Below are 16461 nucleotides of genomic sequence, written 5' to 3'. Positions count from 1 at the left end.
TCTTTCACGAGAGGAGGAGAAGCGATGCAATTCCCGCGATTAAGCATTCAATCACAATCTTCATTACTCGGCATGAAAACACAGCTTGCTTCCCAACAAATCCAGCAACCTAAAGCTGACATGCAAATTCAACAACCGAAAGCGGACTTGTCGATTAAGACGCGACCAGGCAAGCTGTCGATTGATCAATCAAAGGCTTGGGCGGATATGGGGAAATTTGGTGCGTTAGAGGCAACGAAAAAAGCAGCTAATCAAGGAAAAAAAGCAGTCATGGAAGCAATCAGTCAAAAGGCGAGTGAAGGCAACCAATTGATGAAGATCGAAAATGGCGGAAACGTCATCGCTTCTCTTTCGAAACAACAAACAATGGCTGATGTGAAACCAGCTGCACTCGACTGGATTCCTTCTCATTTTTCGGTAAAAACAAACTATACACCGGCTGATGTCAATATCTCTGCACAAGCGAGACAGCCAGTAATTCAAGCAACACCACAAAAAGTGGTGCACGAGTACCAACCAGGAAACGTTTATGTATATGTCAGACAACCTGCAGACTTACAAATAAAGTTTGAAGCATAGAAAGGAAGATGGAAATGAAAATCCAAACGAATTATTTTGGCGAGTTGGCAATTGATGAGTCCAAAATCATCAGTTTTGTTAACGGATTGCCAGGCTTTCCCGATGAAAAAGAATTTGTATTAATCGATTTGGAAGGTAACCCAGCATTTCAAGTGTTGCAAGCCGTCCATAATGAAAATCTAGCATTTGTCGTTACCGATCCATTTTTGATTTATAAAGACTATCAATTTGACTTGAGCGATTCCATTGTTGAACAACTGGATATTCAATCAAATGAAGATATCCTGATTCGTTCGACCCTAACTGTACATAAACCATTCGACCAATCGACGACCAACTTGAAGGCACCACTCATCTTCAATCAGAAAACTAAAAAGGCGAAACAAATCGTATTAGATGACGACCAATACACAACAAAACACCCAATCCAAGCACAACAGCAAGGAGGGGAATAAGATGCTCGTTTTGACACGTAAAGTAGGAGAATCCATTCAAATTGGAGACGTTATTACCTTGAAAGTAGTAGCAGTTGAAGGTGACCAAATTAAGCTCGGCATCGACGCCCCGAAAGACGTAGACGTCCACCGTAGTGAAATCTATGAACAAATCATCGAAGCCAACAAACAAGCTTCAAACAGCAAAGTAAAAGATTTTTTGGAAAATCTAAAAAAAGAGTAAACAAATCAAAAGACCTACCGATATATTTAGTAGAGAATGAGACAGCAGTCGGCCGACGAACGTTTCATTTTACTAAAAAATGCCACAAGGACGTGGCTACTCAAAATTCAAGGAGGAATAATACTTATGCGTATTAATCACAACATTGCTGCGTTGAATACTCACAACCAGCTATCAAGCAACAGCAACAACATCCAAAAATCTTTGGAGAAACTATCTTCAGGATTGAAAATTAACCGTGCGGGCGATGATGCTGCAGGTCTAGCAATCTCTGAAAAAATGCGTGGTCAAATCCGTGGATTGGAAATGGCTTCAAAGAACGCTCAAGATGGTATTTCATTGATTCAGACTGCTGAAGGTGCTTTGAACGAAACTCATTCTATTTTACAACGTATGCGTGAATTGGCTGTACAGGCATCTAATGATACAAATGAAAAAGCCGACAGAGATGCACTTCAAGATGAAGTAGATCAACTTTTTGATGAAATTAATAGAATTGCAAAGGATACTGAGTTTAACTCCCAAAAATTGCTAGGTGGAACAAATGGTTCTGAAGTGTTCTCAGGTGCATTTCATATCGGTGCAAATGAAAACCAAGATATTACAGTGACAATTGGTGATATGAGAGCGAACACAATACTTGGAGATACTTCAGTTGATATTTCAACGAATCAAGCTGCAGCTAGCGACGCTATATCAACTATTGATGGAGCTATTGAAACAGTATCAGAGGAAAGATCAGCATTAGGAGCAGTGCAAAACCGTCTTGAACATACAATCAACAATTTGAGTACTTCTGCTGAAAACCTCACAGCTGCTGAATCTCGTATTCGTGACGTCGACATGGCTGCGGAAATGATGGAATTCACAAAGAACAACATACTTTCTCAGGCATCTCAAGCGATGTTAGCTCAAGCAAATCAACAACCACAGGGAGTACTTCAATTACTACAATAAACGAAATTTTCTAAGTTATTGATGCATTAAAAGAAAAAATTGTTACATGGACGTGACGAATCCCAATTCAAGGAGGAATAATACTTATGCGTATTAATCATAATATTGCTGCATTGAACACACACAACCAACTATCAAACAACAGCAACAACATCCAAAAATCTTTGGAAAAGCTATCTTCAGGTCTGAAAATCAACAAAGCAGGAGACGATGCTGCAGGGTTAGCAATTTCTGAAAAAATGCGTGGTCAAATTCGTGGTTTAGAAATGGCTGAAAAGAATGCTCAAGATGGTATTTCATTAATTCAGACTGCTGAAGGCGCTTTGAATGAGACTCATTCAATCCTTCAACGGATGCGAGAGTTGGCTGTACAGGCATCTAACGATACGAACGAAGATGTTGATCGAAAAGCTATACAAGATGAAGTGAATCAACTTGTTGAGGAAATTGATAGAATATCAAAAGATACTGAGTTTAATTCTCAAAAACTTTTGGGTGGAGATAACGGGACAACAACTTTTGATGGAAAGATTCATATCGGGGCAAATGACGACCAAAATATTGGAGTTTCTATTAATAGTATGGCAGCAGACAAAATTCTTTCTTTGACTGCTGTTGAAACTGGTGAAACTGATAATGATGGTAATAAAATTACAGTTGAATCAATTGACGTTTCTAAAAGTCAGTCAGATGCAAGTAATGCAATTGCAACTATAGACACAGCTATTGAAAGTGTTTCTAAGGAACGTTCCAGTCTTGGTGCTATTCAAAATCGTTTGGAACACACTATAAATAACTTAAGTACATCTGCTGAAAACCTAACAGCTGCTGAATCTCGTATCCGTGACGTTGACATGGCTGCTGAAATGATGGAGTTCACGAAGAACAACATTCTTTCTCAAGCTTCTCAAGCGATGTTAGCTCAAGCGAATCAACAACCGCAGGGAGTACTTCAATTACTACAATAAACGATATTTTTAAGCTATTGATACAGAAAAAAAATTGTCACATGGACGTGGCGAACCCAAATTCAGGGAGGAATAATAATTATGCGTATTAATCACAACATTGCTGCGTTGAACACACATAACCAGCTATCAAACAACAGCAACAACATTCAAAAATCGTTGGAAAAACTATCTTCAGGTCTAAAAATCAATAAAGCGGGCGACGATGCTGCTGGACTAGCTATCTCTGAAAAAATGCGTGGCCAAATCCGTGGTTTGGAAATGGCATCTAAAAACGCTCAAGATGGTATTTCATTGATTCAGACTGCTGAAGGTGCGTTAAATGAAACTCATTCCATTCTTCAACGTATGCGAGAATTAGCTGTACAATCCTCTAACGATACAAATGAGGATGTGGATCGTAAAGCTTTGCAAGACGAAGTAAATCAACTTGTGGAAGAAATTGATCGTATTGCTAAAGATACAGAATTTAACTCTCAAAAATTGTTGGGTGGAGCAGATGGCAAGGAGGTATTTTCAGGGGAGTTCCACATTGGAGCGAATAAGGGACAAGATATTAGTGTTTCTATTGGTAATATGACTTCAAAAAGTCTATTAACTACAAAAAAAGTGGATGGTACTGAAACTGTAGATATTTCTACGGCTCAAACAGAGGCCAGTTCTGCAATTGCTAATATAGATACAGCAATAGAATCTGTTTCAGAAGAACGTTCCAAACTTGGGGCTGTACAAAATCGTTTAGAGCACACAATCAACAACTTGAGCACATCAGCTGAAAATCTAACAGCTGCTGAATCACGTATCCGTGACGTTGACATGGCTGCTGAAATGATGGAGTTCACGAAGAACAACATTCTTTCTCAGGCGTCTCAAGCAATGTTAGCTCAAGCGAACCAGCAACCACAAGGGGTACTTCAGTTACTTCAGTAATATCATTTTTTACCTACAAAAAAACGTCCGAAAAGCCTCTCTGGCTTCCGGACGTTTTTCATGTTCATGCTTTCCATCTCACATTCTTCATCACAATTTTACTATTTGGCATCGTCGGCGGATGAACTAAGCTATAGCTCATATCCTGCGGTGGAACTTCAAAATCAATTTTCTCCACAAAGTAATGCAAGAAAATCTGCATCATGCGAATCGTAATCCATTCTCCTGCACAACGGTGGCCGCCGAGGTAATCGCCCCCGCCTTGTGGTACGAAATTGAATGGACTGCCATCCCATTCTTTGAAGCGGTCGGGTTTGAATAAATCCGGGTTGTCCCATATCTTCGGATCGTTATTCGTTCCATGAAAGTCAAAGATCACTTGATCATTTTCCTTGAAAGCATGTCCGCGGTAAACAAAGTCTTGTTTTACCCGAGCGACATTAAACGGGAAGAATGGATAAAAACGACGGACTTCTTGAATAAATCGTTTATAAGAGTCTGGATCACCATCCATGCGTAATTTCTCTACTTCTTTTGGATGATGGACCACAGCATGTGCCGTAAAGGTTACATAGATCGATATAGCGACCATCGGACGGATAATATTCAATAAATCATCAGCTACCGCATCTAAGTCTTCTAATTTTCCTTCTAAGTCACGGTGCCAAGCAATCACATGCAAAGCCGTTTCCTCAAGTGGGTGAAGATCTTTTTCACGTGTTTTGACAATTAAATCTTTTGCCCAGTCTTCCAATTGGATTCTTGAGTTGCGTCCTTTAAATTGCTTCAACCCGATTGTCGCAGGAGTCTCGAATAAATCAGCTGTTTTCGGGGCTAGGTTTCTGATTTCATGCTGTTCAAGTGGAATTCCGGCCCAATCACAAGCAATCTGAAAAATCATTTCGACCGCTTCATCATATAGTTTGATGCTTTTTTCCTTCTCCCATTTCTCGATGTATTGTTCTAAGTATGTTTCAATCGTCTGATCCAATACTTGCAGGCGCTCTTCGGACATTAAACTCATCAGCATTTCTTTTCGGTGGCGATGCGCTGGCCCATCAAGTCCTTGGACACCATGTTCACCGAGTAACGTTTTTTGTACGCGTTTCGGTGCAGCTCCTTCACGTTTAAAGTACTCCGTATTATAAAATAATTCTGCCCCCTCTACACCACTCATGAAAACCGTGTTTTCACCGAGTATGCGGGATTCGAAAAAGTCGGATTGAAACGCTTTTTTACGGTTTGGAATATATTGATATCCTTCACGAAGAACATCTTTCGTATGATCCAAACCGACTTCGCGTGGAATGCTCGATCTTCTAGTCATGCTAACACCTCGTTTTTTTAATGCTTCTATTCTATTTATATACCCTGAAAGTAACAGTTCAAACGATGCCCACTTTAATTTGCGTTTGTGAGCTAAGAATTATCCACAGATGCTACATAGAAAAGCTAAACATTTACGCCAATAATCCGATATAATATAAAAGAATAGAAGAGGAGCAAATAGGATGAAATTGGACACATTACTCAAAAGTTCTCCTATTTTGCAGCAACCGGCATCAACTCATGAATCGGTGAAGGTCAAGCAACCAGAACATCCGGACATGCAGCAAACAATAAAAGAAGAATCGTTATCAAAAGAAGAAGCGGCAAAGCTTGTCAAAGGACTTAATGATTTTGTCGAACCGATGCACACATCGATTAAGTTTGAGCTTCATGACAAGCTAGATCGCTATTATGTATCTGTCATTGATAAAAATACCGATGAAGTCATCAAAGAGATTCCGCCGAAAAAAATGCTTGATATGTATGCGGCGATGGCGGAGTTTATGGGCTTTATCGTAGATGAGAAAGTTTAGGAAGGTGTTCATATGATCAATAATACGATGCGTGTGAGTGGACTTGCATCTGGAATGGATACGGATCAGATTATTGCCGATTTGATGAAAGCTGAACGGATCCCGATGACAAAGCTGCAACAAGACCAAGAATGGTTAACCTGGCAGCGAGATGCATACCGCGAGATGAATACAAAGCTATCTGAATTCAAAAATATGTTTATGGATATGAAGTTGTCTAAAACGTACCAGTCGAAAGAAGTGACATCTTCATCGCCAGGTGTAACGGCGACAGCTAATAGTGGTGCGCCAGAAGGAAGCCATACGATTTCGGTTAAACAATTGGCGTCAAAAGCGATGAGAGTATCTGATACGGGTATATCCGGAACAGGCGAAAAGATTGATCCTAATAAGCCGCTGCTAGAGTCGATAGAGAACTTTACAGGCGGAAATATTAGTTTTCAAACATTTAATGAAAATGGTGAAGCAACTACACATACGGTTGCGATTGAGGGTAGTGATTCTTTAAATGACGTATTTAAAAAAATAAGTACTGAATCAGGTGGTGCCGTTCGCGCTTACTATGATACTAAATCTGATATCGTATTTATGGAGCGGACATCATCCGGTTCTTTTAACCCAGATGTAAATGGTGCTGAAATTATTTTTGGCGATGAAAACGGTAATAATGCTACTTTTTTTACAGACGTCTTAAAAATGGACCCTATTGCTGACGCTGAAATCGGTGGTGAGAACGCTAAATTCACCTATAACGATGTTGAATTAACATCAAAAGAAAACTCATACACGCTTGACGGCGTGACCTATCAATTTAATCAGACCGTTGACAATGCAACGTTAAACATTCGTACTGATACGCAAAATACATTTGACCAGATTGTTAAATTCGTAGATAAATACAATGAAATCATCGAAATGACTTCGGAAAAAACAGGAGAAAAGCGCTACCGTGATTTTCCTCCATTAACCGATGCACAAAAAGAGGATATGACAGAGAAGGAAATTGAGCTTTGGGAAGAAAAAGCGAAAAGCGGCTTGCTTCGAAGTGACAATATTCTTCAAAGTGGAATGACTTCGATAAGAACGGCTTTTTATTCAAATGTCGAAAATGATCTCGGAGCATTCAACCGGTTAGTTGATATCGGCATTAAAACATCTACGAACTACCGTGATAACGGGAAATTGATTATTGATGAAGATAAGCTTCGTGATGCGATTGAAAATAATTCACAGGATGTCAGACGTTTATTTTCCAATAATACAGATGACGATTCCAGAGGATTATTGAATCGTGTTGAAGATAGCTTGAACGGTATGATCTCTCGCATCACAGATAAAGCCGGGAACGATAATAAAACAGATCAGACATATACGATGGGCCGCGAATTGCTCGGAATTGAAGAGCGAATCACGGACTTCGAACGTCGCCTGCAACAGGTCGAGAATCGATATTATAAACAATTTACTGCAATGGAAACGGCCATCCAACGAATGAACCAACAATCCGCTCAATTGATGAACCAATTAAACAGTGGCCAATAATAATCCAGTAGGAGTGTTTTCATGAATTACCAACAACCACATCAAGCCTACCAGCAAAATTCCATCCAAACCGCCAGTCCAGGCGAGTTGACGATGATGCTTTACAATGGCTGTTTGAAATTTATTCGTTTAGCCAAAAAAGGAATTGAAAACGAAAATATTGAGCAGAAAAATGTTAATATCCAAAAAGCGCAAAACATCATTAACGAATTGATGGTTACATTGAATCCGGATGTTGAAATCTCAAATCAAATGCGTTCATTATATGACTATATGAACCATCAATTAATCCAAGCGAACATTAAGAATGATGTCGAAATTTTATCGGAAGTAGAAGGATTAGTTAGTGAATTTCGCGATACGTGGAAAGAAGTCTTGAAATTGAACAAACAACAAAAGCAGGTTTCTGTGAATGGATAACCAACTAACACAGCTCAAGAATCTACTTGAAAGAACGATTGAAAAAGTGGAGTCTTTGGCAGATAAACATGATCACGAAACGTTTATTGAAGTGGTCGAACAAACGGCTGATGAGCGAGATGAGCTCTTGAAAGAGTTGAACCTAACTGACTCAGAAAGAAAAGCCAATCAGGAAGAAATTGATGAGGTCATCCGCCTCGATCAACAGCTCAATCACATGGTCAACCAGTATTTCGACAGTTTCAAACGAGAAATCATTTTACTCAAAAAGAAAAAAGATACAAACTTGAAGTACACGAACCCATACAGTAAGATGAAAAGTCCAGATGGGGCATTTTTGGACAAACGGAAATAATTAAACTGATATAAAAAAGAAGCAGTGAACCTAGTTCAACTGCTTCTTTTTTTTATAAATTAGATGCTAATTCTGCAATTGCTTGTACGACTGTTTGATTGGATTCAAGATGCTCAAGGTTATTAATTGTCATATCCGTAATGATTGGTTTACCATCGGTTACAGTTAGCGTAACTTGAGCATTAGAGATCTTATTGCCAAAAATACTAACGAGTGTCTCTTGAAGAGATTGAAAAACCGGTTGGACTGTCGTTTCATCTCCTATTGTTGTCCATTCGTGTTGATTGGTTCGAATCATTTCTATTTCTACGTCATTTCCTTCAGCATGTTTCTGCACAAACCACTGGTTCTCCTTCAATCGGTCTTCAATAAAATGAGTCAATGTAATTTGGTTGTAGTTTGTTTCGCCTTCATCTGAAATAACTACATAATCGAATTTTCCGGTTTTATGAATGATGTAGTCATCCTCATTTTGGTTGCTGATGTTTTTCTTTAAAGTAATTGCATGCTCAGTGTCCAAGAACCGAATTACCTCTTTTTTATGGGTAACTTTTTGATATGGCGGTAAATAGTTATTCATTTCTTCGTTGTTGCCAAGTGCAGTTAATAACTGTGTTTGTTCTCGGAGCTGATCGATGGTTTCATTGATAAAGGGAATGCTCTCAAACTCTTCATAGATACTTTGTAAGAAATTATTATCTTTCGTTTTGAAGCAATCAATTAAAACATCCGGGTAATCCGTGATTTTTTCTTCCCATTCTCCATCGTTATAAAAAGCTCCGCGAATTTGCATCTCATCAATATCGATGTCACTTGGAGAGAAGAAGTAAAATGAGTTGGTTCCTTCAATTTCTTCAGCTAATGATTGACGTAACTCTTTCAGCTGCTTTTTGTCATTCAATAGTCCAATCTTTTTTTGTTGTTGATTTTCAGCATACGGTAGCTTTGAATGTTCGGCGTCAAAGAAGCCTTTTAGCAGGCTACGTTCGTTCATTTGGTTCGTATGGAAGATACGATGCTTTGCTAAAAAACGGCTGTATGCAATAACGTTATCCGCACGTTCCTTTTCATGTGCTTTAGTCTGCGGCCCCATATTTGCCTCAAAAAGCCACATCCGTTGATTTTCATCAATTGCAATATCCAATCCCATTTCATCCAACGCCAATCCGTATAACTTATCGATATGGAAAGTGAGGTTTAATGCAAGATCCATTAATTTCTCTTTAATCGCAATGGCATCTTTACCAAATTCCTGCTCAAGGAAGGAGTTAAGGTCTTTTAATGGACCACCTTGGTAAATTTTGATTTGGTTACTATTTTTATAGCCTGTACGTGGATACATTTTCGTGATTTGCCATTTGCCTTCACCATTTTTTTGCATATGAATACGGAAATCGAATGGCTCGCCTTTTTTCGTTCGGACGTGGAGATATTTTTGAACGATATAATCACGATCTTTACTTAAAATCGTGTCATACAGCCATTGTATAAAATCCTCTTTATTCAGAATTGCTGTGTTTGTATCTTGTGATACACGGTATTTTTCGCCATTTTTCTCAGCGAAATAAATGTTTTCTCCACGAGCGCCCCGAATTGGTTTCAATACGACCTTTTGATACCTTTCGATATAATCAATGACTTTTTGTTCATCTTGGATGATCGTAAACGGAATGAGTAGCTCAGCATATTTTCGATTTTCGACAATCCGTTTAGGGAGCTGCAATTTATCTCCGAAAACAAATGAAGTAAATGGGATCTCTCTACGCAGCTTTCTCTCGACTCGTGATTGGTTGAAAATGTTTTGCGAGAACCCATTATGGATGACATCCGGGTAATCAAACGAATCACGCGTCCAGGAACCGTCACGAAAGATATCTGCTTCAATTTTTTTGTTTTCTAAATCAACATCTTGAGAAGAAAAGAAAAAGATCGTTGAACCTTGCTCGGCAGCTGCCTCTACTAGGGCGTTAACCCGTGGTTCTGAATAAGCTTTTAAAGGACTGGCAGCATGGAAATAAACTCCGATTGTAAATGAAGTTTTTTCTTCTATTTGATAATAAGTTTGAATTCCATTTTGCCATTTCTTTAAGGTTGGATTAAAAGAAAATTGAACTATTTCCGTTGCTTTCATTAAATTTCCTTGTTCTAGTAAACCAGAAAGTGATTCCATTTGACGATATAATTGGCTGTCTATATTCTCTAACTTGGAGTTTAATACAGCGTCGTTGTCCGTCACCTGTCTGACGACCGAATAGCCTTCAATCATCGAACTAAATATGTATGCACTATCTTTTAAATTTTTATCTCTCAATAACTGAATCAAATGACTTCCAGCTTCAACGACTGTTTGCGTAATATTTGTCACTTGTTTCTGTTCTTTTTGCTTCAATTTCATTTTATCACCTCGACTACTCTTATTATCGGTTAAAAAGAATTTTTTTTGAAGAGAGAAAACGACTAATTGTTTATGAACCCCCTTATTTCCCGGGAAATTTGTCGAAATGATGAATCAGTTCCAGAAAGAATAAAATAAAAGTCGAGTTTATGGAGGATTATGTGCGGGTAAGGTAGAATAATATATACATACGACTAAAAGGAGGCATGCTTATGTTTAAGTATAATATCCGTGGTGAAAATATCGAGGTGACCGATGCGATACGCGATTACGTCGAGAAGAAAATCGGGAAATTAGAGCGTTATTTTGATCAAACGCCTACGTCTGAAGTACATGTAAACTTAAGTGTTCATAACGATGGCCAAAGAATTGAAGTGACCATCCCGATGACAGACTTGGTTCTGCGTGCTGAGGAGGCACACAACGATCTATATGCTGCAATTGATTTAGTCGTTAATAAATTGGAAAGACAAATTCGTAAGTACAAAACAAAAGTGAATCGTAAATTCCGTCAAAAAGGCGGCGCGAAATATGTGTTTGCTGAAATGGAAAGAGAAGCGAACGCCAATGGTGGTTTACTGTTGGATGAAGATGAAGCTGAACAAGATAGTGAAGTTGATATCGTTCGTGTTAAGCGATTTGATTTGAAACCGATGGATTCTGAAGAAGCGGCACTTCAAATGGATATGCTAGGACACAATTTCTACGTATTCGAAAGTGCTGAAACAGGTGAAACGAATGTCGTTTACAAACGTAAAGATGGAAGATATGGCTTAATTGAGCCGAATGCTTAATGAACTGAACCGAAATAGCCTTAGTCCGATTGCTGGACTGAGGCTATTTTTATTTTAATTTTTGTTGAGGGCTCATATATTTTTGAGTTGAGTACATATTTTTTAACATAAGGAGCATATATCGAAGAAATGGTCGCATAACTCGCGAATTTGGGAGCATATATTTTCTATTTTGGCTCATATCCTTTGGATTAGGGAGCATATGTGCAAAAACGAGACTCGTTATCCTTGACTAATGTGTTGGCATTACAATAAATAATCTATTTCAATAAATATTTTAAAAAACTTTCATTTTGTAGATAAATCATTTTTCCAATCGATTTTTGCTCAGTTCATCCTAAATTCAAATAAAAAGTACCTTGAAACACTGTCATACGTGCATTTCAGCGATTTTTCTCCCTCGGCAACCTGTGATATAACTAAGTCAAGCAAGATCATTAAGGGGGGAATACGAGATGTGCAATATGAAACCTTGCCCCAGTTGTTCACGTCTCGAGATAGAACTTAAACAACAGAACGAGATCATTGTGCAATTAATGCGAATTGTCGCAGCGTCTAATGAAAAAATATCCGTTATCGAAGACCATCTGAGTGTTTATACCTCCACAACGAACGCTCCAGAAATCCTTCAACCGAAATCCTACTCCTTCCTCAATTCCAAATAACAACCCGCTTAATGATCTTGTAATGGTTGACTACTGCCCCAGTCAACCATTTTTTCTTAATTGAAGGGAAATTCATCTACAACATACTTGTCGATTTTTAGCCGACAATGTGGGAGAGTCATACGGATGAGGATTGTTGTCATGGTCGTTTCATTAGTGTTATCATTAATGGTGTGTAAGTGTAAATTTAATCTTGGGGTTGAGGATAAATGAAACAGTTATTGACGAAAGTATTTGGTGATGGAAATAGTCGCCAGTTGAAAAAACTTGAAAAAGTTGCGGATCAAATAGAAGAACTTGAACCACAGATGCAGCAGCTTTCTGATTATGCATTACAAGAAAAAACAGATGAGTTTAAAAAACGTTATCAAGATGGCGAGTCATTAGATAATTTATTACCGGAAGCGTATGCGGTTGTACGTGAAGCTTCGAAACGTGTGCTAGGCATGCGTCCGTTCTACGTCCAGTTGCTTGGTGCAATTGCCCTGCATCACGGGGATATTGCGGAAATGAAAACGGGTGAAGGTAAAACATTGGCCTCAACGATGCCGGCATACTTAAATGCGATTACCGGAAAAGGCGTTCATATTATTACGGTGAACGATTATCTTGCCGATCGTGACTCAACTGAAATGGGTGAGCTCTATAATTGGCTTGGTCTAACAGTTGGGTTAAATACGAATGATTTATCGAAAGACGAAAAGCGCGAAGCTTACGCAAAAGATATTACGTATGGTACGAATAATGAATTCGGGTTTGATTACCTACGCGATAACATGGTGTTATATAAAGAAAAAATGGTTCAGCGTCCGCTTCATTTCGCGATCATTGACGAAGTAGACTCCATTTTAATTGATGAAGCACGTACACCATTAATTATTTCTGGGTCTCAAAGAAAGTCTCAGTCCAATTACTTACAAGCAGATCAGTTTGCTTCGACATTAAAAAATGAAGAAGACTATACGTATGATGAAAAAACGCGAAATGTGCAGCTGACAGAACAAGGAATCACAAAAGCTGAACAATATTTCAATATCGAAAATCTTTATAATTTAAATAATGTCGCGTTGACGCATCATATTAATCAAGCGTTAAAAGCGCATGTTGTTATGCGTAAAGATACTGATTATGTCGTTGAGGAAAACGAAGTCGTCATCGTCGATCAATTTACAGGTCGTTTGATGAAGGGCCGTCGCTATAGTGATGGACTACACCAGGCAATCGAAGCGAAAGAAGGCTTGCCGATTCAGAAGGAAAGTATGACACTTGCGACGATTACTTTCCAGAACTTTTTCCGGATGTATGAAAAGATATCGGGTATGACAGGTACAGCCAAAACGGAAGAAGAGGAATTTCGTAATATTTACAATATGCAGGTCGTTTCTATTCCAACGAATGAACCGATCCGCCGGGATGACCGCGCAGATTTGATTTATAAAACCGTTGATGGAAAATATCAAGCGCTCGTTCGGGAAGTGAAGGAGCGTCACGAAAAAGGACAACCAATTTTGATTGGTACAGTCGCTGTCGAGACGTCTGAGTTAATCTCAAATTTCTTGAAAAAAGTTGGCGTGAAACATAATATTTTGAACGCGAAAAACCACTTTAAGGAAGCAGAGATTATTTTAGAAGCGGGCCAAAAAGGTGCCGTAACGATTGCGACGAACATGGCCGGTCGTGGTACAGACATTAAATTAGGCGACGGTGTAAAAGAACTTGGCGGTTTAGCTGTTATTGGTACGGAGCGACATGAGTCACGCCGGATTGATAACCAGCTTCGTGGACGTTCCGGTCGTCAAGGAGATCCAGGTGTCTCTCAGTTCTACCTTTCCATGGAAGATGAATTGATGCGTCGTTTCGGTTCGGACAACATGAAAGCGATGATGGACCGATTTGGCTTAGAAGAAGATCAACCGATTGAAAGTAAAATGGTTTCCCGTGCAGTAGAATCTGCTCAAAAGCGTGTTGAAGGTAACAACTTTGACGCACGTAAACAGTTGCTTGCTTATGATGATGTGATGCGCCAACAGCGTGATATTATTTATGAGCAGCGTAAAGATGTTCTTGAATCCGACAGCTTGCGCGAAATTATCGAAGGTATGATTCGTTCAACAGTCGAACGGAATGTTCTTGCCTATACACAAGATGAAGATGATGAAAACTGGGATTTAGAAGCGCTTGCTGAATTTTTGCAAGCGAACGTATTAAACCAGGATGAAGTCTCTGTTGATGATCTTAAAGGAAAAGAACCGGAAGAAATCATTGAGTGGGTCATTGGAAAAACACAAGAAAAATACGATGCGCGTGAAGAAGAGTTGACCGAGGATCAAATGCGTGAATTTGAAAAAGTCATCCTCCTACGTACGGTTGACAGCAAATGGATGGATCACATTGACCAAATGGACCAACTGCGCCAAGGAATTCATTTGCGTGCATACGGTCAAAACGATCCATTGCAAGAGTATCAAATGGAAGGCTTCTCCATGTTTGAAGAGATGATTGCATCCATCGAACAAGAAGTCGCTAAGTACGCAATGAAGGCACAAATTCGAGAAAACTTACAGCGTCAAGCCGTCGCGACAGGTACTGAGGCGATTGCCGGCGGACGTCAACAACAGAAAAAGCGCCAGCCGATTGTAAAGAAAAAAGAAGTTGGACGAAATGAGCCATGTCCATGCGGAAGCGGAAGAAAATACAAGCATTGTCATGGAAAATAATGAGATGTTAAAAGGTTGAAAAGCTGGTTACCAGCTTTTCGACTTTTTTTATTTGGATTGCTCACTGATATCGTTGGCTAGGGAGCATATTTTTTCATTTTGGGCACAAAAATCTTTGGAAAGGTCGTATATATCTGTAATCTGGTACCATAAGTCTTCTAGCTGGGAACATATCTGGATTTATTGGTCTCATATAAAACTTAATTGGGCCCATACCATTTTTAAAAAAGTCGAATATAAACCAACAAAAGGTACATTTTCTCAACTAACCGGCACAAATATTCGAAAATTGGCTGCATATTCAACACAATAGGTCACATAATTCCAGCGCTTGGTCGTAAAAAACTCCAGACGGGTGGCATTATTACAATAAAATTGACCGGAAAAAAATCCACTTGCAACGAATTGTTCAATTTTAGTTTTGTTTAATCGTGTTATAATACGGGTATATGGAAACAATAACTGAAGAGGTGAAGGTATGGATTTAACAGAAATCAAACAGAAAATTGACAAAATGAGTGAGACATTAGAAAACTTTAGGAGGTCACTTTGACTTACCTGAAAAGCGTAAACGAATTGATGAGTTAGAAGTTCAAATGACGCAACCAGGTTTTTGGGATGATCAAGACAATGCTCAGCAAGTAATCGATGAAATGAATGGACTCAAACAGACCGTTCAAGAAGTGGACAAGCTTTCAGAAGAACTTGAAAACCTTGACGTTTCTTATGAACTGGTCAAAGAAGAAGATGACAAAGAGCTTTTTGATGATTTACATGAAAGCATTCAACAATTATCGAAGGAACTCGACAGCTTCGAACTTGAAATTTTATTGAGTGAGCCTTACGATAAGAATAACGCGATATTGGAAATTCATTCGGGTGCTGGCGGAACTGAATCCCAAGATTGGGCGGCAATGCTCCTCCGGATGTATACGCGATATGCTGAGAAACAAGGCTTTAAAGTTGAAACAATGGATTACTTACCTGGAGATGAGGCAGGCGTTAAAAGTGTCACGATCCTCATCAAAGGTCACAATGCTTACGGTTACTTGAAAGCAGAGAAAGGCGTTCATCGACTTGTGCGAATCTCGCCATTTGACTCATCAGGCAGACGACACACTTCATTCGCATCGTGTGAAGTCGTACCAGAATTTACTGGAGACGTAGAAGTCGAAGTGAAGTCAGAAGATTTACGTATTGATACGTACCGTTCAAGTGGTGCAGGTGGACAGCACGTCAACACATCCGATTCAGCTGTTCGCATTACGCATGAGCCGACAGGAACAGTTGTTACGTGCCAGTCGGAGCGTTCTCAAATTAAGAACCGTGAACAAGCGATGAAAATGTTGAAGTCAAAATTATATCAACTCGAAATTGAGAAAAAACAACAAGAAATGGATGAAATTCGAGGGGAACAAAAAGAAATCGGCTGGGGTAGCCAGATCCGTTCTTATGTGTTCCATCCATACAACATGGTGAAAGACCACCGTACAAACCTCGAAAACGGCAACACACAAGCCGTAATGGATGGAGAATTAGATTCATTTATCGATGCCTATTTACGTTCAAAAGTTGATTAACTTTTGGACGTTTAGGGAA

15 protein-coding genes are annotated in these 16461 nt (G+C 39.1%); 13 read left to right on the top strand and 2 right to left on the bottom strand.

The genetic code is table 11. The features are described 5' to 3' along the window. Positions 1-24 precede the first annotated feature (24 nt). From FPQ13_RS03665 to hag (FPQ13_RS03640), 6 genes are all read left to right on the top strand, one after another. Positions 25-579 carry a DUF6470 family protein gene (locus FPQ13_RS03665; RefSeq protein ID WP_144087964.1) on the top strand — a complete coding sequence of 185 codons (555 nt, stop codon included), beginning with the start codon at positions 25-27 and terminating at the stop codon, positions 577-579. A 14-nt stretch (positions 580-593) separates the two neighbouring features. After that, entirely contained in the window at positions 594-1034 is a 441-nt protein-coding gene (gene fliW / locus FPQ13_RS03660) for a flagellar assembly protein FliW (RefSeq protein ID WP_144087963.1), read from the top strand. 1 nt (position 1035) lies between these two features. Further along, a complete protein-coding gene (csrA, locus tag FPQ13_RS03655) occupies positions 1036-1257 on the top strand; it encodes a carbon storage regulator CsrA (RefSeq protein WP_144087962.1) in 222 nt (73 codons plus the stop codon). A gap of 126 nt (positions 1258-1383) precedes the next feature. Continuing rightward, on the top strand, positions 1384-2214 hold the full coding sequence (gene hag / locus FPQ13_RS03650) for a flagellin Hag (protein ID WP_144087961.1): 831 nt from the start codon (positions 1384-1386) through the stop codon (positions 2212-2214). Between the two features lie 86 nt (positions 2215-2300). Beyond that, positions 2301-3182, top strand: coding sequence for a flagellin Hag (hag, locus tag FPQ13_RS03645; RefSeq protein ID WP_144087960.1), 882 nt, complete (start codon positions 2301-2303; stop codon positions 3180-3182). Between the two features lie 81 nt (positions 3183-3263). Then, positions 3264-4112, top strand: coding sequence for a flagellin Hag (gene hag / locus FPQ13_RS03640; protein ID WP_144087959.1), 849 nt, complete (start codon positions 3264-3266; stop codon positions 4110-4112). Between the two features lie 64 nt (positions 4113-4176). Here hag (FPQ13_RS03640) and FPQ13_RS03635 read toward each other — a convergent pair whose 3' ends face one another. Next, positions 4177-5439, bottom strand: a complete 1263-nt coding sequence (locus FPQ13_RS03635; protein WP_144087958.1) for a cytochrome P450 — start codon at positions 5437-5439, stop codon at positions 4177-4179. 184 nt (positions 5440-5623) lie between these two features. On the opposite strand from FPQ13_RS03635, the gene flaG reads away from it, so the two are divergent. The 4 genes from flaG to fliT are packed head-to-tail and all read left to right on the top strand — an operon-like array spanning position 5624 to position 8291. Further along, positions 5624-5974, top strand: a complete 351-nt coding sequence (flaG, locus tag FPQ13_RS03630) for a flagellar protein FlaG (RefSeq protein ID WP_144087957.1) — start codon at positions 5624-5626, stop codon at positions 5972-5974. 12 nt (positions 5975-5986) lie between these two features. Beyond that, positions 5987-7516, top strand: coding sequence for a flagellar hook-associated protein 2 (locus FPQ13_RS03625; RefSeq protein WP_246065333.1), 1530 nt, complete (start codon positions 5987-5989; stop codon positions 7514-7516). Between the two features lie 21 nt (positions 7517-7537). Next, positions 7538-7936 carry a flagellar export chaperone FliS gene (gene fliS, locus FPQ13_RS03620; protein ID WP_144087956.1) on the top strand — a complete coding sequence of 133 codons (399 nt, stop codon included), beginning with the start codon at positions 7538-7540 and terminating at the stop codon, positions 7934-7936. Next, entirely contained in the window at positions 7929-8291 is a 363-nt protein-coding gene (fliT, locus tag FPQ13_RS03615; protein ID WP_144087955.1) for a flagellar protein FliT, read from the top strand. The genes fliS and fliT overlap by 8 nt, the downstream gene beginning before the upstream one ends. A 52-nt stretch (positions 8292-8343) precedes the next feature. On the opposite strand, the gene FPQ13_RS03610 is transcribed toward fliT, so the two are convergent. Further along, positions 8344-10686 carry a YheC/YheD family protein gene (locus tag FPQ13_RS03610; protein ID WP_144087954.1) on the bottom strand — a complete coding sequence of 781 codons (2343 nt, stop codon included), beginning with the start codon at positions 10684-10686 and terminating at the stop codon, positions 8344-8346. Between the two features lie 212 nt (positions 10687-10898). Between FPQ13_RS03610 and hpf the strand changes: the two genes are divergently transcribed. From hpf to prfB, 3 genes are all read left to right on the top strand, one after another. Beyond that, positions 10899-11480, top strand: a complete 582-nt coding sequence (hpf, locus tag FPQ13_RS03605) for a ribosome hibernation-promoting factor, HPF/YfiA family (protein ID WP_144087953.1) — start codon at positions 10899-10901, stop codon at positions 11478-11480. 874 nt (positions 11481-12354) lie between these two features. After that, the gene (gene secA, locus FPQ13_RS03600; protein ID WP_144087952.1) at positions 12355-14862 is read left to right on the top strand and encodes a preprotein translocase subunit SecA; all 2508 of its coding nucleotides are present in this window, start codon (positions 12355-12357) and stop codon (positions 14860-14862) included. 478 nt (positions 14863-15340) lie between these two features. Next, positions 15341-16442, top strand: a protein-coding gene (gene prfB / locus FPQ13_RS03595) for a peptide chain release factor 2 (protein WP_144087951.1) whose coding sequence is annotated in 2 segments (ribosomal slippage) — positions 15341-15412 and positions 15414-16442 — 1101 coding nt in all. Because the reading frame shifts where the segments join, the coding sequence is not laid out codon by codon here. The last annotated feature ends 19 nt before the right edge of the window (positions 16443-16461 follow it).

The organism is Allobacillus salarius, assembly GCF_007559425.1.
Taxonomy (GTDB): domain Bacteria; phylum Bacillota; class Bacilli; order Bacillales; family Alkalibacillaceae; genus Allobacillus; species Allobacillus salarius.
This window is presented reverse-complemented; position numbering and strand designations above follow the sequence as displayed.